The 19,049-nt window shown below is 65.0% G+C and carries 15 protein-coding genes; 4 read left to right on the top strand and 11 right to left on the bottom strand.

What is annotated here, in order from left to right; genetic code table 11:
- Window positions 1-32: 32 nt before the first annotated feature.
- The 4 genes from C8J36_RS06290 to C8J36_RS06300 form a co-directional block, all read right to left on the bottom strand.
- Window positions 33-1,670, bottom strand: coding sequence for a peptide ABC transporter substrate-binding protein (locus C8J36_RS06290; RefSeq protein WP_132533461.1), 1,638 nt, complete (start codon window positions 1,668-1,670; stop codon window positions 33-35).
- A gap of 413 nt (window positions 1,671-2,083) precedes the next feature.
- Entirely contained in the window at window positions 2,084-2,242 is a 159-nt protein-coding gene (locus C8J36_RS24795) for a hypothetical protein (RefSeq protein ID WP_165914971.1), read from the bottom strand.
- Window positions 2,243-2,298: 56 nt separating this feature from the next.
- Window positions 2,299-2,718 (bottom strand): DUF4174 domain-containing protein, encoded by a 420-nt coding sequence (locus tag C8J36_RS06295; protein ID WP_062596649.1) that lies wholly within the window; start codon window positions 2,716-2,718, stop codon window positions 2,299-2,301.
- A 75-nt stretch (window positions 2,719-2,793) separates the two neighbouring features.
- Window positions 2,794-3,072, bottom strand: coding sequence for a hypothetical protein (locus tag C8J36_RS06300; RefSeq protein WP_132533463.1), 279 nt, complete (start codon window positions 3,070-3,072; stop codon window positions 2,794-2,796).
- A 211-nt stretch (window positions 3,073-3,283) separates the two neighbouring features.
- On the opposite strand from C8J36_RS06300, the gene C8J36_RS24800 reads away from it, so the two are divergent.
- The 3 genes from C8J36_RS24800 (at window position 3,284) to C8J36_RS06315 (ending at window position 5,598) form a co-directional block, all read left to right on the top strand.
- Window positions 3,284-4,789: an HWE histidine kinase domain-containing protein gene (locus C8J36_RS24800; RefSeq protein ID WP_165914972.1), complete on the top strand. Its 1,506-nt coding sequence runs from the start codon at window positions 3,284-3,286 to the stop codon at window positions 4,787-4,789.
- The gene (locus C8J36_RS06310) at window positions 4,782-5,138 is read left to right on the top strand and encodes a response regulator (RefSeq protein ID WP_132533465.1); all 357 of its coding nucleotides are present in this window, start codon (window positions 4,782-4,784) and stop codon (window positions 5,136-5,138) included. The genes C8J36_RS24800 and C8J36_RS06310 overlap by 8 nt, the downstream gene beginning before the upstream one ends.
- A 229-nt stretch (window positions 5,139-5,367) precedes the next feature.
- Window positions 5,368-5,598 carry a hypothetical protein gene (locus C8J36_RS06315; protein WP_132533467.1) on the top strand — a complete coding sequence of 77 codons (231 nt, stop codon included), beginning with the start codon at window positions 5,368-5,370 and terminating at the stop codon, window positions 5,596-5,598.
- Between the two features lie 59 nt (window positions 5,599-5,657).
- Here the strand turns inward: C8J36_RS06315 and C8J36_RS06320 are convergent, their stop codons facing one another.
- The 3 genes from C8J36_RS06320 to C8J36_RS06330 form a co-directional block, all read right to left on the bottom strand.
- Window positions 5,658-6,038 carry a CAP-Gly domain protein gene (locus C8J36_RS06320; RefSeq protein WP_132533469.1) on the bottom strand — a complete coding sequence of 127 codons (381 nt, stop codon included), beginning with the start codon at window positions 6,036-6,038 and terminating at the stop codon, window positions 5,658-5,660.
- Window positions 6,039-6,193: 155 nt separating this feature from the next.
- Window positions 6,194-9,673: an AAA family ATPase gene (locus C8J36_RS06325; RefSeq protein WP_132533471.1), complete on the bottom strand. Its 3,480-nt coding sequence runs from the start codon at window positions 9,671-9,673 to the stop codon at window positions 6,194-6,196.
- Window positions 9,673-10,953 (bottom strand): DNA repair exonuclease, encoded by a 1,281-nt coding sequence (locus C8J36_RS06330; RefSeq protein ID WP_132533473.1) that lies wholly within the window; start codon window positions 10,951-10,953, stop codon window positions 9,673-9,675. Before C8J36_RS06330 ends, C8J36_RS06325 begins: the two co-directional genes overlap by 1 nt.
- Before the next feature lie 239 nt (window positions 10,954-11,192).
- On the opposite strand from C8J36_RS06330, the gene C8J36_RS06335 reads away from it, so the two are divergent.
- A complete protein-coding gene (locus tag C8J36_RS06335; RefSeq protein WP_062596656.1) occupies window positions 11,193-11,675 on the top strand; it encodes a MarR family transcriptional regulator in 483 nt (160 codons plus the stop codon).
- A 101-nt stretch (window positions 11,676-11,776) separates the two neighbouring features.
- On the opposite strand, the gene C8J36_RS06340 is transcribed toward C8J36_RS06335, so the two are convergent.
- The 4 genes from C8J36_RS06340 to clpX all read right to left on the bottom strand — a co-directional run bounded on the left by C8J36_RS06340 (window position 11,777) and on the right by clpX (window position 19,033).
- The gene (locus tag C8J36_RS06340) at window positions 11,777-13,969 is read right to left on the bottom strand and encodes an esterase-like activity of phytase family protein (protein WP_132533475.1); all 2,193 of its coding nucleotides are present in this window, start codon (window positions 13,967-13,969) and stop codon (window positions 11,777-11,779) included.
- 343 nt (window positions 13,970-14,312) lie between these two features.
- Complete coding sequence (hupB, locus tag C8J36_RS06345; protein ID WP_062468444.1) at window positions 14,313-14,588, bottom strand: DNA-binding protein HupB; 276 nt, start codon at window positions 14,586-14,588, stop codon at window positions 14,313-14,315.
- A 276-nt stretch (window positions 14,589-14,864) separates the two neighbouring features.
- On the bottom strand, window positions 14,865-17,285 hold the full coding sequence (gene lon / locus C8J36_RS06350) for an endopeptidase La (RefSeq protein WP_062596658.1): 2,421 nt from the start codon (window positions 17,283-17,285) through the stop codon (window positions 14,865-14,867).
- A gap of 470 nt (window positions 17,286-17,755) precedes the next feature.
- A complete protein-coding gene (gene clpX / locus C8J36_RS06355) occupies window positions 17,756-19,033 on the bottom strand; it encodes an ATP-dependent Clp protease ATP-binding subunit ClpX (RefSeq protein ID WP_062596659.1) in 1,278 nt (425 codons plus the stop codon).
- Window positions 19,034-19,049: the final 16 nt, after the last annotated feature.

Genomic DNA, 19,049 nt, shown 5'->3' on the forward strand with positions numbered 1-19,049 from the left:
AAAACAGCCGCCGACGCCCGTCCGCGCGCGCCTTACTCGGCGATGCTGAGGAAGCGGCTCAGGTGCTGGTTGTTGGCATTGTCGACCCAGCCCTTGACCTTCTTCGACACGAGCCACAGCTCGTTCTGGTAGAGAAGCGGTGCCACGGGCTGTTCCTTCATCAGGATCGTCTCGGCCTCGTGCAGCAGCTTTGCGCGGGCTGCGGGATCCTTCTCGTCATTGGATTTGGCCATCAGCGCGTCGTAGTCGGCATTGCTCCACTTGGCATAGTTGAACGTCTTGTTGCTCGTCGTGTTCATGCCGAGGAAGTTTTCCGGATCACCGTAATCGGCTGTCCAGCCGGCGCGGGCGACGGAGAACTTTCCGCCCTCCTGCAGGTAGGCATAGTGCGAGGAGACGTCGAGATTGACCATCGTCACCTTGGCGTTGAAGGCCGTCTTCCACATGTCGGCGACGGCGGTCGCAACGCGCTCGTGGTTGGGGTTGGTGTTGTAGCGGATCTCGATCTCGAGCGGCTTGCCGCCGTCGCCGTATCCGGCCTCCTTCAGGAGCGCGAGCGCCTCGTCCTCGCGGTCGAGCTGGCTTTTCGTCGCAAAATCGGCCACGGACGGCGTGCCATAGTCCGGCAGGCCCGGGGGAACGAAGCCGTAGGCCGGCTGCTGCGAGCCGCTGTAGATTTCCTTGGCGAGGAAGTCGCGGTCGATGCCCATGGAGAGCGCGCGACGCACGCGGACGTCATCCATCGGGGCGGTGCGCGTGTCGAACACATAATAGTAGGTCGCAAGCGCCGGCGAGATATGCACCTCGTCGCCGAACTGGGTCTTCAGCCGCTCGATCTGGTCGGCGGAGAAATTATAGTTCACCTGCAGCTCGCCCGCCTCATAGCGGCGCACGGCCGCGGCCTGGTCCTCGAGCGGGTAGATGACCACCTTGTCGAGCTTGATATTGGCCGCATCCCAGTGGTTCTCGTTCTTGGTAAGCGTCAGATGATCGTTGGCGACGTGTTCGGTCAGCTTGAAGCCGCCGTTCGACACCATGACCCCCGGCTTGACGAAATCGGTACCGTTCTTCTCGAAACTCGCCTTGGAGATCGGCAGCGCCGTCTGGTGCGCCAGCAGTTCCAGGAAATAGGGCGTCGATCGTTCGAGCGTGATTTCCAGCGTTTTCGCGTCGATGGCCTTCACGCCCAGTTCGTCGAGGGGTGCGCCGTTCTTGTTGACCTTTTCGGCATTCTTGATCGGGTAGAGGATGTTGGCATAGCCGGCTGCCGTCTTCGGATCCTCGACGCGCTTCAGCGAGAACACGAAGTCCTCCGCCGTCACCGGAGAGCCGTCCGACCACTTTCCGTTGTCGCGCAGCTTGAAGGTGTAGACGGTGCCGTCGTCCGAAACCGTCCAGCTTTCCGCAGCACCGGGCACGATCTCGCCCTTGGCATCATAGATCGTCAGGCCTTCGTAGAGATCCTTGAGAATGAATTCCTCGATATTGATCGAGGTGTGCGCCTGGTCGAGCGTCTGGGGCTCGCCGGCATTGCCGCGATTGAGAACGACCTCGGCCAGCGCAGGGCTCGCGCCCAGCAGCAGCGAGCCGATCAGGGCGACGCGTCGCAGGTTCCGTGTCACGGTTGTCGTTGCCGGGTGAAACCGGCGTGCCAACAGGGGTGCGGTCATCGATACTCTCCTTGCCCGTTTGCGCCATCTCGGGGCGCCAAAGCGGCAGCAAAGGCGAAAAATCGGGGAAACGCAACCCTTGTCGGGCACCGTCATCCGGCGTTGACCGGAGATGCGGGGATGCGGTTTGCGTCGAAAAAGTTGCATAAAAAGCCGCTGATGGAGACCCGAACACCATCGAGACGGCCGGCAGCCCAGCCGCACGCGAACGCGTCACACCGTCGACCGCACCTTACGTCAAAGGCCATCTATCCCATGGCTTCGCGTGCAGGACAGCCTCCGGCGCCATGCTCCGGTCACGAAACATGCGACAGCCGGAGGTTGCCGTCGCATCGTTTCCTTGCTCCGTCGATGTCGGACCGTCCAGCGAGATTTTGCCCAAAGAAGCTGTGCGCAACCTTGGCCGCCCATCGTCATACCGACAGCGGGGGCGCGTCGTTCTCGTCGGGATTGGGGTTCGGCGTCTCGTCCGGCAGCCTGTCCGGCTCCGGTTCGGTGATCGGCGGCATGGGCGTGGGGAACGGCGGATTGCCGGGGACCGGGGGGAGGATGGGATCGGGTACGTTGGACATGATATCTCCTGTCAAAATGGTCGCATCGGCAAGGGACTGTTGCGCGCCGGGAAGACCTATCGGTCGATTTCGGCCCGGCGCATCGGCATGCTGTCGATCTCGGCAAACAGCACGGCGGGATCGACGACATCATCGAACCGGGCTTTCACATGCCCGTCTTTGCCCACCAGCACGAGCGCGAAGGTTCCGGGCGTGCAGCCGAGCTCCTTGCGCAGCATATGTGCCTGCGGCACGACATCGGAGCCGAATTCCGGGCGGACATCGTTGCCATTCACGGTGAAGACCGCGAGATCGCGATCGCGCAAGCCCTCCGTGTCGGCCTTCAACGCCCGCAACTGGGCATCCGACTTTATACCGGCGGGGTCTGAAAAGATCACGACCACGCGCTTCTCCCACTGCAGATCGTGCAGGTTGCCGGAGGTTTCTTCCGGATGCGGGCCGACGCCGAAGATCTCAGTCATCAGGGATTTGAGCATGATCGTCTCCTCATCGGTCTCGTTCCAGTTTCAGACGGGTGCCAACCTCAGACGGGTGCCAACCTCAGACGGGCATCAGTCGAATGCGGCGCCGCGGGCTCCGAGCAGTTCGCGCGCCAGCTGGCGAATCGCCTCTTCCGCCACGTCGCGGTGCCAGCCGGAGGCCTCCGCCTGCTTGACGAGCTCCTGCAGCTCGTCCGGCAGTTCGGCACCGGCCGCCGAGCCCATGCTGACATCGCCGCTCCGGGTGATCGCTTGGAAGGCGTCGGCAAGGTTCGTTTTGCACGCATCGACATCCTTGTTGCCCTCCATCGTTCCGTGCCCGAATTTCCTCGGTTCGACATTGCTGCTCATGATGTCCATCCTCCCGCGCGCGGGCGCATCTGTCGGCGCGCGCGCTGTCTTAGCAACCCGTCAAACGGCGCGATTGTTCCGGATGACGTCGCGACTTCTCGCAACGACATCTTGCCAGACGAAACGGGATTGCTATTTCGTCCTACAACGAGGGCCGCGCCACTGCAGGTCGCAGCCTCGGAGACAGACGGACTGACAAACGGTGGTGGGAATGGCCGAGAACAACCAGGCCGAAGACGCGTTCGCCTTTCTCGGGAATGGTGGCGAAATCAGGCAGCTGATCCGCGAATTCGATTGGGGTGCCACGCCGATCGGACGGGTGGAGACCTGGCCCGGATGCCTTCGCACGGCCACGGCCCTCGTGCTTCAGTCTCCCGTGCCGATCGTCATGCTCTGGGGCGAGCACGGCATCATGATCTACAACGACGCCTATTCCGGCTTTGCCGGCAAGCGGCACCCGCAGCTCCTGGGCTCCAAGGTTCGCGAGGGCTGGGCCGAGATCGCCGATTTCAACGACAATGTCATGCGGGTGGGGCTTGCCGGCGGCACGCTTGCCTATCGCGATCAGGAACTGACGCTGCATCGGCGCGGCGTGCCGGAACAGGTGTGGATGAACCTCGACTACTCCCCGGTGCTCGACGAGGCGGGAAAGCCCGCAGGCGTCATCGCCATCGTGGTGGAAACGACGAGCGAGGTGCTGGCACGCCAGCGGATCGCCCGCGAGCACGAGCGCCTGCTGCAGCTTTTCGCCCAGGCACCGACCTTCATGGCCATGCTGCGCGGCGAAAACCATGTGTTCGAAATGGTCAACCCGAACTATCAGTCGCTGATCGGCGACCGGGACGTCATCGGCAAACCGGTCGGCGAAGCCTTGCCGGAACTGGCAGGCCAGGGCTTCGAGGCGCTTCTCGATCAGGCCTATAATTCCGGAGAGCCCGTCAGCCGCTGGTCCGAACGCCTCGTTCTCATTCGCTCGGCCGAGATCGGTGCCGAGGAACGTTACGTCGATTTCGTCTACCAGCCGATCAAGGCCGACAGCGGCGAGGTCACGCATATCTTCGTTCAGGGGTCCGATGTCACCGAGCGCGTCATCGCCGAGCATCGGCAGCGCCTGCTCGTCAACGAACTCAACCATCGCGTCAAGAACACGCTCGCCTCGGTTCAGGCCATCACCACGCAGACGCTGCGCGGCGCGATGTCGCTGAAGGAGGCTTCGGACTCGATCAACGGCCGCATTCTCGCATTGTCGCGGGCGCACAACATGCTGACCGCCCAGAACTGGACGGGTGCCGATTTGTCCGACGTTCTGGAGACGGCGCTGTCGATCTATGACGATCCCGACCATTCCCGGCTGGAGATCACCGCGCATCCGCTCCGCTTCGAGCCGCATGCAGCCCTGTCCATCGCGCTCGCCCTCCATGAACTCGCCATCAATGCGGAGAAATACGGGGCCCTGTCGCGCAATGAGGGTCGCGTGGAGATCGTCTGCGAGACGACACGGATGGAGGATCAGGAGGTCTTCCGGCTGACATGGCGCGAAAAGGGCGGGCCGCCGGTGCATCCACCGCAGCGGCGCGGCTTCGGGTTCCATCTCCTCGAACGCGCGCTTCCCGTCGAACTCACCGGCACCGTGCGCATTCACCACAGGCCCGACGGCCTCGTGTTCGAACTGTCGGCGCCACTTGCCGCCGTCCGCGAAAGCGTCGGCCTTGGATAAGCTTTCCGGAAAACGCGTGCTGATCGTCGAGGACGAGATGCTGGTCGCGCTCCTCATGGAGGATTTCATCCTCCAGCTCGGCTGCGAGATCGCCGGCATCGCCATGCGCCTGGAGCCGGCCCTCGATCTCGCCCGCACCCTCGACATCGATATCGCCATCCTCGACATCAATCTTGCGGGCAAACAGTCCTTCCCGATCGCACACCAGCTCGAAACGCGCGGCATCCCCTTCGTCTTCGCCAGCGGCTATGGCGCGGCAGGGCTGGAAGGCTCCGGCATTTCAGCGCCCGTGCTGCAGAAGCCGTTCAATGTCACGGATGTCGGACGCCTGCTCGCATCCGCGCTCTGACGCGAGACCCTGCCTTTTAACTCCGCCCCTGCAATGTCACGGAACGGTCATGACCGCGTCATGCCTGTCGCGTAGGATTTTTCACGACGATTTGAAAAATTCATCGATCCTGCGATGAATGACAGGTCAGATCTGGTCATCGCCAGTCCAGCCAGGTCCTGTACAATCGGGCGCCTGTACACGTGCGTGGCCGCCCCGGTGCACGCCCGTCGAAGCTGTGGAGATCGCCATGACCACAAGAGAATTCGGCCTTGTCGCCGACGCGCATCCGGACGCACGCCACGCCTCTCGCGGCGGCCAAGCGCTGGAGCGCGTCTTTGCGGATCACTGCACCGCCGGTGCGGAAACGGGCGACATTGCCGCCGCGCGCAGAATTCACGTCTTCCAGTGCGGCATGATCAGCGAAGCCGCGCTGCAGGATCTGTTGCAGGACAGCGCCCGCGCCAAGACCGGGCGCTGAGGCGTCGCCTTCCAGATACCGGACGACGTCGGCCCGTCTGGCTCAGATATCCACCCGGCTCAGATATCCACCTTTTCCTTTTCCCGCTTGGGCGCGGCGCGCTTCGGCTCCTCGGGGGCCGGCGGCGCATAGGGCGCCTCGCCCTTGGGCGTCGGGGCCAGCAGGTTCTTCAGCGTCGAAAGCCGGTCCTTCAGCAGCGGGCGGAACCGGGTCGCGCGATAGGGCATGTCGGCCGCACCATAGCCTTCCGGGCCGTCATCATTGCCGCGGTGGATTTCCTCCAGCTTCACGCCGATGAACTCGCCGTCGATATAGTGGCTGTAGGCCCCGACCCAACGAATGGTATAGATCTCGCCCTTGCGGATCAGCTGGTCGATCGAGACGTTCTTGAACTTGTCGTCGATGCAGACGACCTTCTGGCCGACATGGAAATTGTTCATCGCTGTCTCCGGCCGGATATGGCCCACCTCGATTGTCCGTCCGCCTGCCCTGCAGGCTCGCCGTCAACCCCTCGGGGCGCCGACACGGTGCCTTCCTATAGGGCCAGTTGCCGCCGGCCTCAAGTCCGGCGCGGCGCCCGCGGTCCCGCAATGCCTCAGAGACGGTGCAGAACCACGTCGGGACAAGCCTTGCGCGCGATCTCGCAGAGGTGCTCGTGGTGCGTCAGGTAGATGACCTGCCCGACGCCCGCCATATCCGCCATCAGCCGGAAGGCATGGAAGGCGCGGCCGTCGTCGAAGGTCTCCATGATATCGTCGGCGATGAACGGCAGGGCTTCGCGCTGGGCGCTGATTTCGTGGAAGCCGGCCATGCGCAGCGCGAGGTAAAGCTGGAAGCGCGTCCCCTTCGACAGGTCCCTGGCAAGCTTGGTCGCCCCCGAAACCGAGCGGACCAGAAGGAACTCCGTCCCTTTTTCCATCTCCGTCGAAAGCCCCTCATACTCTCCGCCGCTGATGGTGGCGAAGGCCGAGGACGCCCGCTGCATCATCGCGCTGCGATGCCGTTCCCGGTAGAGCCGCAGCGCCATGTCGGCGGCGAGCAGGCCCGAGCGCAGGCGCAGATAGGCGAGCGCCTGCTCGTCTATATCGGCGAGCACCGTGCGGCGGCGTTCCTCGATATGGGCGGCCGCATCGTCGCCCGCAGCTTTTTCCAGCCCCCGCTCCGCCTCGCGCAGTTCGGCATGGCGATCCTGCACCATGCGGTCCGCCTCGTCGTGACGCGCGGCGAGTTCCGCCGCCTCCCGACGCAGGCCCTCCTCGTCCAGCGCGACGAGCACCATCTCGGCCTCCTCCGCCGTCCCGACGCGCAGGCGCGCGGCAAGGTCGGCCTCCGTTTCCGCGATGCGCTCGCGCAGCCGCGTCCGGGCCTTGGCGGTTTCCAGATGACCCGCGACATCGCCAAGCTCGGTGCAGCCGAAGAAGGCGAGCATGTCGCGCTTGCCGGCCTCGTGGCGCTCCTGTGCCTCGACCAGCGCCTGCGCCTCCCGCGCGCGCTCGTCCAGCTCCTGCGACAACCGGTCGTACAGTGCCTCGATCTGCTCGGCGGCCGCCACCCGCTGCTGCAGCGTGGTGAACATCGCGAGCGGGTCGTCGCCGACGACGAGATCGAGCCGCGCGCAGCAGGTCTCGATCACATGGACGAAGGCTGCCTGATCGCGCCCCATCGCCTGGATCCGGTGGTCGAAATCGTTGCGACGCTGGACGAAACGGTCGATCTCGGCCAGCACGGCGAGGGTCGGCATGACCTCGGCCGGGCTCGGCGCCGCGTCGCCGGGTGCAAGCCAGAGACCGGAGAGAAGCGCCGCCCAGGATTGCGCCCAGGCCGCCACCGCGGCACCCGCCGCCTCCGCATCGCGCCGACGCGATGCGAGCGCGGCTTCCGTGCGCTGGAGATTGTCCGAAAGCGAGCGGCCTTCGGCGGCATCCGCCTGGGCCGACGCCAGCACACGCTCGCCGAAGGCGAGCGCCGTCTCGAAATCGTCCGGCAGCGCCGCTTCGTCGCCGAATGCGGTGGCGAGCCGAGCCATGGCCTTCGCCTCGTCGGCATCGGCCTGAACCTGTTTCTGGCGCATGCCACGCAGGGCGGTTCGCGTTTCCAGCACCTTCAGGCGACGTTGCAGCCAGTCCTCCAGCCGCGGCAGCGACAGGTCTGGGGCAAGATGGCAGGCCTCCGCCGCCTGCGCGATCGCATCACTGACCGCGCTGCGTTCCGCACTCTGTTCCGCGCGCTGTCGATCATAGGCCGTCTGCCGCGCGGTGAGATCCGCGATCGTGACCGCAAGCGCGCGGCTGCGGGCGATCTGTTCCGTCTGCGTCAGCCGCAGGGCGCTCGCCCGGTCGTCCCTGTCGAGCGCGCTTTCGAAGGTTTCGGCCGTGTCGGGCGTCAACCGGCTGCGGTGCGCCCGCCAGGCGTCGTCCCGCGCCCGGCGAAGCTCGGCCACGCGATCATCATCGGCAAATTCCGCCTGCACCAGCAGCGTCTCGCGCTCGGCCTGCGCGGTGGCAAGCTGCAGCGCAATCTCCGCGCGACGCTCGTCGAGGAGGCGAAGCTGCGCGCCCACCCGCTCGCTGCGAAACGACCAGTCGGCCAGATCGCCCTCTGCCGGAACGGCCGCCAGCGCGAGGCTGTCGGCATCGTGGCGTCCGGCAAGCGCTGCCAGCTGGTCGGCCAGGAGATCTTCGAGCCGCGCCGCCTCTTCGCGCGCCGCCTTCTGGCGCAGCGGGAAATCCTCGCGCCGCAGCGCCCGCAACAGGTCGGACAGCGCCTGCAGATCGCCGGTCGAGGACGCGCCCGGCGCTTGGCCCGCCCGCGCCTCGCCGATCGTTTCCGCGCGCTCCACCGCCGCGCGGTGGGCTGCCTCCGTCAGGGCAAGCTCGCGCCGGGCGGCCTCCTGCCGTTCGGTCAGCCGGGCATGCGTCTCGGCCAGCGCCCGCAGCTTGCCGATGGTCGCGGCGGGAATGAGCAGGGCCGCCGGGTCCTCATCCGTATGCCGGCCGAGCTGCAGCAATCGCGCGGCGAGATCGGCGGAAACGGCGGCACGCTCCTGCGTCCGCGACGGCATGTCCTGGGCCGCCGTGCGGTAGCGTGCCTCGAGCCCGGAACTTTCCAGATGGCGCAGCTCGGCGCGCAGCCCCAGAACGGCTTCGTCCCGCGCGAGCAGGTCCCGCTCCTGAGAGCGGCGGGCGATATCGGCTGCGACCTGCGTCAGGCGGGTGCCGATTTCGGTCTCCGCGCGTAGGAGGTCCGGCAACATCTGGTGCCAGACGGCGGGTGGGTCCGGCAGGTCGCTGAGCATCGCCAGTTCGCCGCGCAACGCGCGCAGCCGCAGGAGGAGCGGCAGGCCGTCGAGCTTCGCATTGGCCGCGTCCCACTGGACGCGCAGCGCGGCGCGCGCGGCGAGCGCCGCCTCGTGCCGCTCCGTCGCGAGATCGCGCGTCTTGCGCAGCGCCGTGTATTCCCGCTGGCTGACATCGATGGCGGCGCGCTCGTCCTTCAGCGCATCGAGTTCGGCCTTGAGTTCCGCCAGCCGGTGCTTGCGCGCCTGCGGGCGGTAGAAGGCGTCCGTCCGGCCCTTGAGGTCGGCCATGACGCCGGTCAGATCGGGCAGGCCGGAACTGGCGGAAAACAGGAGCGAGCCGAGTTCGCCTTCGCTGCGAAGAATGCTCTCGCCGCCCTTTTCGATGCTGTCGTCATCGAGCGAAAACATCAGCTGGTAGGTGGCGCGGTCCACCGTGCCGAAGGCATTGGCGAGCAGGCCTTCGGGGAGCGGCTGATCATTGGCGTCGATCAGCGTGTTCTGCTGCCGCTTGACGCGAAACAGAGACTGGCTGCGCCCCCCGGTTTCCACCGTCGCGCCGATGCGCATGGCTGGGTACGGGTGGAGGAAATTGTAGGCGCTGCGGCCTTCGATGCCGAAAAACAGGTCGAGCACCGCCGAAAACAGCGTCGACTTGCCGGCCTCGTTCGGGCCGTAGACCAGATGCAGGTCCGGCTTTCCCGGCCTTGCCGGGCCGAAGTCGAGCTGTTTGCCGGTGAATTTGCCGTAGCGGACGAGATCGAGGGCGGACAGACGCATCAGAGATCCCCCTCACCGGCCCGCACATGCGCCAGCACCTCGTCGCTGCCGTCGCGCGCGATCTCGACAAGCAGCGCCTCGACGGCTGCCTCGTCAGTGCCGAAGGTTTCCCGCAATTCGCGCGGCAGCTGGCCGAGAAGCTCGGTCATCAAATCAGCCGCCTGCTGGCGGAAGCCGTGCGAGCCGAGCACGTCGCCATGGATCAGCGCCGAGAGTTCGGCGGCGGGATCGAGGCCGGTTTCGGCGCCGGCCGTTGTCCCCAGATCGGGCGCCTGGCAGTCGATCTCGATCTTCTCCACCCAGCAGCCGGGCAGAGCGTTGGCAAGCCCGGTCACCTCGTCGGCGAGAAAGGCCGGGTCGCGTTTCAGCCGGAAGGCGAGCGGCGTGGCGCCCATCAGGTGCAGCCGCAGAATGAGGTGCTGCGCCCCGGCCGCCGCTACGCGCCGCGCGAGATCGTCGCCGATGCGGGCCAGAAGCGCGCGCCATTCCGATACGCCCGTGAGATCGACTGTCGCCCGCTCGAACACGGCGCTGCCGATCCGCCGCTCGTCGTGATGGATCTGGCCGCCCGCCTCGATCGTGACCAGCGTCACGCTCTTTGCGCCGGCCTCGTTGATATCGCGGCCCTGCGGCATGCCCGGCATGACGATCAGCGGCGTCTCGCTGTGCACGAGGCGATGATGCACATGGCCGAGCGCCCAGTAGTCGAAGCCGTGCGCGGCAAGCTCCGCCACGCTGGTGGGTGCGTAGAGATCGTGTCCGGGTGCCCCGGCAAGGCTGGTATGCAGCATGCCGATATTGACGCTGTCGGACTGCGGACCGGGAAAGGACGGCAGCAGACTGTCGGGCGCATGCGGCTGGTCGAAGCCGATGCCGTGGATGTAGACGGCGCGCCCATCCGGCAGGGTCGCCGCCTTGACCGATTTCGTGCGGTTGGAAAAGACGTGCACATTGTCGGGAAAGGTCAGTTCGCGGCGGATGGCCGACTGGTTGTCGTGGTTGCCGCGAATGACGAAGACGCGCACGCCCGCCATCTCCAGCCGCCGCATCTCGCCCATCAGGAACAGCGCCGTGTTCATCGAGGTCTGCGAACCGTCATAGAGGTCGCCCGCGATCAGAAGCGCGTCCACCGCCTCTGCGATGCAGAGATCGACGATCGCCGTCAGCGCGGCGCGGGTTGCGCCGCGGACATGCTCGGCCAGCTCGCCGTTGCGGAGCGCCAGACTGCGGAGGGGAGAATCGAGGTGAAGATCTGCGGTGTGTACGAAGCGGAAAGCCATGCCCGACCATGGCCCTGCCGGCGCGCGGACGTCAATCGTTTCGGCGGGTTTGGCTGTGTCTTTCCACCGGGCCTTGGGCGTGTGGCGCCAAAGCGCGGGCTGCGGCCGGATGCGGCGAGGCGCCATGCTTTCACGCCCTGTGTTGCGCTTGAGAAACCCCGATCCACATTCACGCGGCGCGCTCCGACATCGCCGCGATGGCATTTGACATGGGCCCTCAGAACGTCCATCTCCACTCTATGAAAACGACTTTCGACGTCTCCGACAAGCTGTTCGAGCTCTATCATCGCGTTCACCGGCTCATCAACCAGTCGATGACGGAGGAAGGCGTGTCGCTGGCCCGCAGCAAATTCCTGTTCTTCCTCAACAAGCTCGGCCCCTGCCGCTCGACCGACATCGCCTGCGCGCTCAACTTCGCGCCGCGGACGGTGACCGAAGCGATCGACGGGCTGGAGCGCGACAAGCTGGTGGTGCGCCAGCCGGACCCGGAAGATCGCCGCGCCAAGATCGTCTCCATTACCGATGTCGGACGCATTGCGCTCGAAGCTGCGGAACATCCGCGCAAGCAGCTGATCGAGGAGATCTTCTCGGCCCTCGACGACGAGCAGCTCGACCAGTTGCACGACATCGTCAGCAAGCTCGTTCGCCGCACCGACGAAATCCGCGAGCGGCGCGAACAGGAAGAGGCCGCGGAAGCCCCGCCCGCGGCGCGCGAGGCCTGAGGGCCGGACCACGCGCGGTCCCGTTTCGGACCTGAACCGCAAACCTGCAGAGAGGCCGGGACCTGCCGCAGGCAGACCCGGTCCCCATCCGGCAGTGGTTCCTACATCGCGTCGATCTTGCCGATGCTCCAGAACATCGTCTCGCCCGAGCTGTCGTCGACGCCGTCATTGTCGGTGACGACGTAGCCGGTGCCGGTGCCGTCGATCGCAAAGCCCTCGACCTTGTCGAGAACATAGCCGTTGAGCGACTTGAGGTCCGGGAGCAGATCGCGGAACTCTTCCTTGGCGACGACCGGCAGCGGGCCACCGAGCTTGGCGGGCTTCAGGTCGGCAAGCGCCACGCGGAAGATCTTCTTCAGCTTTGCCGCCTGCCCGACGAGATTGTCGCGCTCGATGACATAGGCGTAGTCGCCGTGAACGGTGATTTCGGAGAGGCCGACCCAGCCCTCGCCTTTCTTTTCGAGCGGATAGCGCACAGCGCCCCACGCCTCCGACTTCGGCTTGTAGGAGACGAGCTTGACGAAGCCCTTCTCGTCGTCCTTCCATTCCCGCTGCACCGCCATCCACAGGGTGACGTCGTCGCCCTCGCCGGTGATGGTGATGCCTTCGAAACCGAAGCGGGTCTCTGCGGCCCGCAGCTCTTCGGGCAGCGGCACTTCCTTCTTGATCTGGCCCTTGGCATTCACCTGGTACAGCGCATGCGGCACCAGCTTGTCGGAATTGCCTTCGGAGGCGAGCCAGAAGCCGTCCTCGGTCGCGACGATACCTTCGATGTCGAGCTTCTGCGCCGGCGCACCGTCGCGGGTGATCGTCAGCGCATCGGTGATCTCGGCCGGGCTCTTCGTCGTGTCGATGGTGAAGATGCGCGGCTCGGCGCCATAGACCGAATCGCTCACCGCATAGAGCTTGCCAGGCTGGCCCGGAACGGCCGAGAGACCCGAGAGGGCGCCGAAGCCGATCGGCACGCCATCCTTCTCCACCGAGCGGATCTGCGGATAGGCGGCCTTGCCCTCCTTGCGCTCGTAGATCATCACATGCGAGCGCGCCGCGCCGTCCTCGACCAGATCGGCCTCGTTGGCGGTGACAAGAAGATTGCGGGCGGGAATGGCGATGCCGCCTTCCGGGGAGATGCCCGACGGCAGCAGCTGCAGCAGCTCCGGCTCGGCGCCCGTATCCTTGTAGACGCCGACGAGCGAGGCGCGCTCGGCCAGAACGAAGAACAGGCGGTCCGCACCGAAGGTCGCCGCTTCCAGCCCCTCGGGCTCGACACCCTTGGCCGCGGAGCGCTTTTCCGGATAGTGGCCGATGGCCGCCGCCGCATGTTCGAGGCGCGCGCCGGCCTCGTAGAGCACCTTGCCGCTGGTGTCGAAGATGGTGAAGCCGCGCGAGCCGCCTTTCCAGTCCCCCTCGTTCGCCACCACCAGCCGGTCGTCGTCGAGCCATTTCACGGCGTCCGGCTCGCGGGCCACGCCCTTCAGCGATCCGGTGAAGGACAGCTTGCCGTCGCGCTTCGTATCGATCCGGTCGAGATCCACCGTGCCGGCGGAGAAATGCGAGACGATCTTGCCCGAGCGCCCGTCGAGAACGACGATCTGGTTGTTCTCCTGCAGCGTCAGCGCGATCTGGTCGCGGCCGTTGAAGGACACGAATTCCGGCTCCGGATCCTCGCCCCCGACCTCGGCCAGTCCGGTCAAAGCGACGTGACGGATGCTGGCGCAGTCCGGCGTGCCGTCGGTGAGCTTGACGATGACGAGATCACCGGCCGGCATCTGCGGCAGCGCCCCGTCATTCACCGTCTCGTCGCGCTCGTTCTCGATGGCGATGGCCGCCAGAGTCCGGTCCTTGTTGACGGCGACCGAATCCGGCTGGCCACCGAGTTCGCAGCTCGCCGTCACCTGACGGCTGGCCAGATCGACGGCCGCAAGCCGGCCCGACGGGTTCGCCCGGTTCGGGCTCGTGTTGACGGCGACGAGCGCCTTGGGGCCGGCGACCGTCACCGAGGTCGGCTCGCCGTCGAAGGCGACGATGCCGCCTGCCTTGGGGGCCGCGGCGTCCGTGATGTCGATGAAGCCGATCGCCTTGAGAGGGCTGTCGGAATAGATCAGCGTCATGCCGTCGTCCGTCGCGGTGACGATCTCGGCGGAGGTCACCGTCTTGCGGTCGGCTCCGGCCGGCAGGTTGTCGGCAACGGCAAAGGACGCGATACGATTGAAGACGGGCTCTGCAACGGCGCTGCCGGCCACCGAGGTCGCAAGCAGGGCCGCGAGCGCGGCAGTGACGGATACGGTTTTCATGAGACATCCCCTCGACAAGTCCACGGCGCTCTGCGCCGCGCTGCCGCCTGCATCGTCGCGCGCGGCACCGGCTGCGATTTCTGGAGCGCGCATATGACAGGGGAATGACAGGCACGAAAAAGGCCCGAGAAAACCCGGGCCCGAAGACGAGGAGAGCGGCCTGCGCCCTCTCCTTCCGCTTGCCGATGCGGGAACCGGAAAAGCCCGTGATCCCGCACCGAAGCGCTTTGCGACGATCGAGCGGCCTGACGGCATTCGCGAGGAATGGTCGGCGCCCGGCCGTAAACTCGGCCTGTCACGATCCCGAGGCGATGCGTTTCCGCCGCGCCGGGATCCTGTTGCCTTAGGAGTTGACGGCGTCCTTGAGGCCCTTGCCGGCCGCGAACTTCGGAACGTTGCGCGCGGGAATATCGACTTCTGCACCGGTGGAGGGGTTGCGGCCCTTGGAGGCTTCGCGACGGCTGACGGTGAAGTTGCCGAAGCCGACGAGGCGAACGTCGCCGCCGTTCTTCAGTTCACCCTGGATCACGTCGAACAGTGCTTCGACAGAGGCGGCAGCCTCCTTGTTCGTGATGCCGGCCTTTTCGGCAACCGCCGATACGAGCTCATTCTTGTTCATGTTTCCACCCTTTCAACTTGGTCCGAAACGACTTGTTTTCGGGCGGCCGTGCCATCGTCGCAACGGTCGCCTTGGCAACCCAATCGCGCCGAATGCCCGGAAATGCAAGGCTTTGCGGTGATTTTTACGAAAAAAGACCGGCCTGGGGGCCGGTCTTCCACTGTTAAAGCGATGGATAACGGTGCGGGAGCACTTTCCCGACGCGCGAGAATCAACGGCGCCGCGTGTCGGGACGGTTCCGGAAGAACGCTTCGAGCGCCCTCCCGGACAGCCGTGTCAGTGCGCGAAACCGGGCGCGGTTTCGTCCGTATCGGTCGCGACCTTGACCGGCGCGACGTTCTTTGCCGGATCCCATTCGATGGCTTCCGGCATGCGGAGCAGAGCGTGCTTCAGAACCTCGCCGATCAGCGACACGGGGATGATCTCCATGTTGTTCTTCACATTGTCCGGAATCTCCGCCAGATCCTTGGCGTTTTCTTCCGGAATAAGCACCTTCTTGATCCCGCCGCGGAGCGCCGCGAGCAACTTTTCCTTCAGGCCGCCGATGGGCAGAACCCGGCCGCGCAGGGTGATCTCACCCGTCATGGCCACATTCTTGTCGACCGGAATGCCCGTCATGATCGAGACGATGGCGGTGGCCATCGCAACGCCGGCCGACGGACCGTCCTTCGGGGTCGCCCCTTCGGGAACGTGGACGTGGATGTCGCTCGTGTCGAAACGCGGCGGCTCGATGCCGAAGTCGATGGCGCGCGAGCGGACATAGGAGGCCGCCGCCGAAATCGATTCCTTCATCACGTCCTTCAGGTTGCCCGTCACCGTCATGCGGCCCTTGCCGGGCATCATGACGCCTTCGATCGTCAGCAGTTCGCCGCCGACCTCGGTCCAGGCCAGACCCGTGACCACGCCCACCTGGTCGGTGCGCTCGGCTTCGCCGTGGCGGAAGCGCGGAACGCCCAGATAGTCATGGATGTTCTCGGCCGTCACCTCGATGCGGGTGGCCTTGCCCTTGAGGATTTCGGTGACCGCCTTGCGGGCGAGCTTCATCAGCTCGCGCTCGAAGGAGCGGACGCCCGCCTCGCGGGTGTAGGTCTGGATCACCGCCATCAGCGCACCGTCCGTCACCGAGAACTCGGCAGGCTTCAGGGCGTGGTCGGCGATGGCCTTCGGCAGGAGGTGGCGCTTCGCGATCTCCAGCTTTTCCTCTTCCGTATAGCCGGCGATGCGGATCACTTCCATGCGGTCCATCAGAGGCGCCGGAATGTTCAGCGTGTTCGCCGTCGTGATGAACATCACGTTCGAAAGGTCGTATTCGACCTCCAGATAGTGGTCCATGAACGTTGCGTTCTGTTCCGGATCGAGCACCTCGAGCAAGGCCGACGACGGATCGCCACGGAAATCCTGGCCCATCTTGTCGATTTCATCGAGCAGGAAGAGCGGATTGGACTTCTTCGCCTTCTTCATCGACTGGATGACCTTGCCGGGCATCGAGCCGATATAGGTCCGGCGGTGGCCGCGGATCTCGGCCTCGTCACGAACGCCACCCAGCGCCATGCGGATGTATTCGCGGCCGGTCGCCTTGGCGATCGAGCGGGCGAGCGACGTCTTGCCGACGCCCGGAGGACCGACGAGGCAGAGGATCGGACCCTTGATCTTCTGCGAACGTGCCTGCACGGCGAGATACTCGACGATGCGTTCCTTGACCTTGTCGAGACCGAAGTGATCGAGCTCCAGCACCTTTTCGGCGGCATTGAGATCGGTTTTGACCTTCGACTTCTTGTTCCACGGAATGCCCGTCAGCCAGTCCAGATAATTGCGCACGACGGTGGCTTCCGCCGACATCGGGCTCATCTGGCGCAGCTTCTTCATCTCGGCGTCGGCTTTTTCCCGCGCTTCCTTGGAGAGCTTGGCCTTGTTGATCTTGTCTTCCAGTTCGGCCATCTCGTCGCGGCCTTCCTCGCCGTCGCCAAGCTCCTTCTGGATCGCCTTCATCTGTTCGTTCAGATAGTATTCGCGCTGGGTCTTCTCCATCTGGCGCTTGACGCGCGAGCGGATGCGCTTCTCGACCTGAAGAACCGAGATCTCGCCTTCCATGAAGCCGAGCGCCTTTTCAAGACGCCCCTTCACGCTCGTCGTTTCCAGCATTTCCTGCTTTTCGACGATCTTGATGGAGAGATGCGAGGCGACCGTATCGGCCAGCTTCGAGTAGTCCTCGATCTGGCTGGCGGCACCGACGACCTCGGGCGAAATCTTCTTGTTGAGCTTCACGTAGCTCTCGAACTCGGAGACGACCGAGCGCGACAGCGCCTCGATCTCGACGGGGTCTTCCGCGGGTTCGGCCAGCGGATGCGCCATCGCCTCGTAGAATTCCTCGCGGCGGGTATAGCCGTCGATTTCCGCGCGCGAACGGCCCTCGACCAGCACCTTCACGGTGCCGTCGGGCAGCTTCAGGAGCTGCAGGACATTGGCGATGGTGCCGATCTGGTAGATCGCGGCGGGCTCCGGATCGTCGTCGCCGGCGTTGATCTGGGTCGCAAGCATGATCTGCTTGTCGGTGCCCATGACCTCTTCCAGGGCACGGATCGACTTTTCGCGACCCACGAAGAGGGGCACGATCATATGGGGGAACACCACGATGTCACGCAGGGGAAGGACTGGGAAGGTCCCGCTCTCGGCTGCCGGAGACGTTTTGTTCGTCATGTCATTTCCTTTCCGTCCCGTTTCCGGGAGCGTTACCCGAAGCACTTCAAGGGTGCTTCCGGTCATCACTTTTTCCACTGTCAGAAGTGGAGGTTGCGAGACCCGTTTTCAACCCTTCGGTGACCCGCCCCGTCGCCAATCCCGGCGGCATTCGCAGCGATCCTCGAAGCGTATCGGACAGTAGAGGCTACGTGACTGTCGCGGACCTTGCCACGCGACCGACGCCTCTTGATTCGGACCCCCGGCCCACGACACGAAACCGTCACATCATCGCGCCCGCGCCCTGATTTAGCAATGGTCGAATGAGGAGGTGGAATATGCGCCGAATTCGGTAGGGTTCGTGGCGTCGATGGGGAGACGTCGGGCACCCGCCCTTCCCTTACACGCCGGCCGGCCGCTCCTGCGCCCCCCTGATCCCAACAAAAAAGGGCCCGCATCGCTGCGAGCCCCCAAATTCCAATCTCCAGCCATTACGCCGAAACGTTGGCCTTCTCGTCCGTGCGCTCCGAGTAGATGTAGAGCGGGCGGGCGGAGCCCTTGACGACCTCGTCGGAGATGACGACTTCGCGGACACCTTCCAGCGTCGGCAGTTCGAACATCGTGTCGAGCAGGATCTTTTCCATGATCGAGCGAAGGCCGCGGGCACCGGTCTTGCGGATGATGGCGCGCTTGGCGATTTCGCGCAGCGCGTCCTCGTGGAAGGTCAGTTCCACGTCTTCCATCTCGAACAGGCGCTGATACTGCTTGATCAGCGCGTTCTTCGGCTCCGACAGGATCTGGATCAGGGCGTATTCGTCGAGATCCTCGAGCGTCGCCAGAACGGGCAGACGGCCGATGAATTCGGGAATGAGGCCAAACTTGACCAGATCTTCCGGCTCCAGTTCGCGCAGGACTTCACCGACCCGGCGGTCCTCCGGAGACTTTACCGACGCACCGAAGCCGATGGACGTCTTCTCGCCACGGGCGGAGATGATCTTGTCGAGGCCGGCGAAGGCGCCGCCGCAGATGAACAGGATGTTGGTCGTGTCCACCTGCAGGAATTCCTGCTGCGGATGCTTGCGCCCGCCCTGCGGGGGAACCGAGGCGACCGTGCCTTCCATGATCTTCAGCAACGCCTGCTGCACGCCCTCGCCCGAGACGTCCCGGGTGATCGACGGATTGTCGGACTTGCGCGAGATCTTGTCGACTTCGTCGATGTAGACGATGCCGCGCTGGGCGCGCTCGACATTGTAGTCGGCAGACTGGAGCAGCTTCAGGATGATGTTCTCGACGTCCTCGCCGACATAGCCGGCTTCGGTGAGGGTCGTCGCATCGGCCATGGTGAAGGGCACGTCGATGATGCGGGCGAGCGTCTGGGCGAGATAGGTCTTGCCGCAGCCGGTCGGGCCGACGAGCATGATGTTCGACTTGGCCAGCTCGATGTCGCTGCCCTTGGCCGAATGCGCCAGGCGCTTGTAATGATTGTGGACGGCGACCGACAGGATGCGCTTGGCCTGTTGCTGGCCGATCACGTATTCGTCGAGAACCTTGATGATTTCCTGCGGCGTGGGCACGCCATCACGGGACTTCACCATCGAGGTCTTGTTTTCCTCGCGGATGATGTCCATGCACAGCTCGACGCATTCATCGCAGATGAAAACGGTCGGTCCGGCAATCAGCTTCCGGACTTCGTGCTGGCTTTTGCCGCAGAAGGAACAATACAGGGTATTCTTAGAGTCACCGCCGTTGCTGCCGCTGACTTTGCTCATTTCACTTTCCTTCCAG

Source organism: Rhizobium sp. PP-F2F-G48 (genome assembly GCF_004342335.1).
GTDB lineage: Bacteria > Pseudomonadota > Alphaproteobacteria > Rhizobiales > Rhizobiaceae > Ferranicluibacter.

Coding starts and splice junctions, on each gene's coding strand:
- C8J36_RS06295 (WP_062596649.1), bottom strand. CDS start 2,718: ATGCTCAAATCCCTGATGACTGAGATCTTCGGCGTCGGCCCGCATCCG.
- C8J36_RS06325 (WP_132533471.1), bottom strand. CDS start 9,673: ATGCGTCTGTCCGCCCTCGATCTCGTCCGCTACGGCAAATTCACCGGC.
- C8J36_RS06320 (WP_132533469.1), bottom strand. CDS start 6,038: ATGAACAATTTCCATGTCGGCCAGAAGGTCGTCTGCATCGACGACAAG.
- C8J36_RS06340 (WP_132533475.1), bottom strand. CDS start 13,969: ATGAAAACCGTATCCGTCACTGCCGCGCTCGCGGCCCTGCTTGCGACC.
- C8J36_RS06315 (WP_132533467.1), top strand. CDS start 5,368: ATGACCACAAGAGAATTCGGCCTTGTCGCCGACGCGCATCCGGACGCA.
- C8J36_RS06330 (WP_132533473.1), bottom strand. CDS start 10,953: ATGGCTTTCCGCTTCGTACACACCGCAGATCTTCACCTCGATTCTCCC.
- lon (WP_062596658.1), bottom strand. CDS start 17,285: ATGACGAACAAAACGTCTCCGGCAGCCGAGAGCGGGACCTTCCCAGTC.
- C8J36_RS06290 (WP_132533461.1), bottom strand. CDS start 1,670: ATGACCGCACCCCTGTTGGCACGCCGGTTTCACCCGGCAACGACAACC.
- C8J36_RS06335 (WP_062596656.1), top strand. CDS start 11,193: ATGAAAACGACTTTCGACGTCTCCGACAAGCTGTTCGAGCTCTATCAT.
- C8J36_RS24795 (WP_165914971.1), bottom strand. CDS start 2,242: ATGTCCAACGTACCCGATCCCATCCTCCCCCCGGTCCCCGGCAATCCG.
- hupB (WP_062468444.1), bottom strand. CDS start 14,588: ATGAACAAGAATGAGCTCGTATCGGCGGTTGCCGAAAAGGCCGGCATC.
- C8J36_RS24800 (WP_165914972.1), top strand. CDS start 3,284: ATGGCCGAGAACAACCAGGCCGAAGACGCGTTCGCCTTTCTCGGGAAT.
- clpX (WP_062596659.1), bottom strand. CDS start 19,033: ATGAGCAAAGTCAGCGGCAGCAACGGCGGTGACTCTAAGAATACCCTG.
- C8J36_RS06300 (WP_132533463.1), bottom strand. CDS start 3,072: ATGAGCAGCAATGTCGAACCGAGGAAATTCGGGCACGGAACGATGGAG.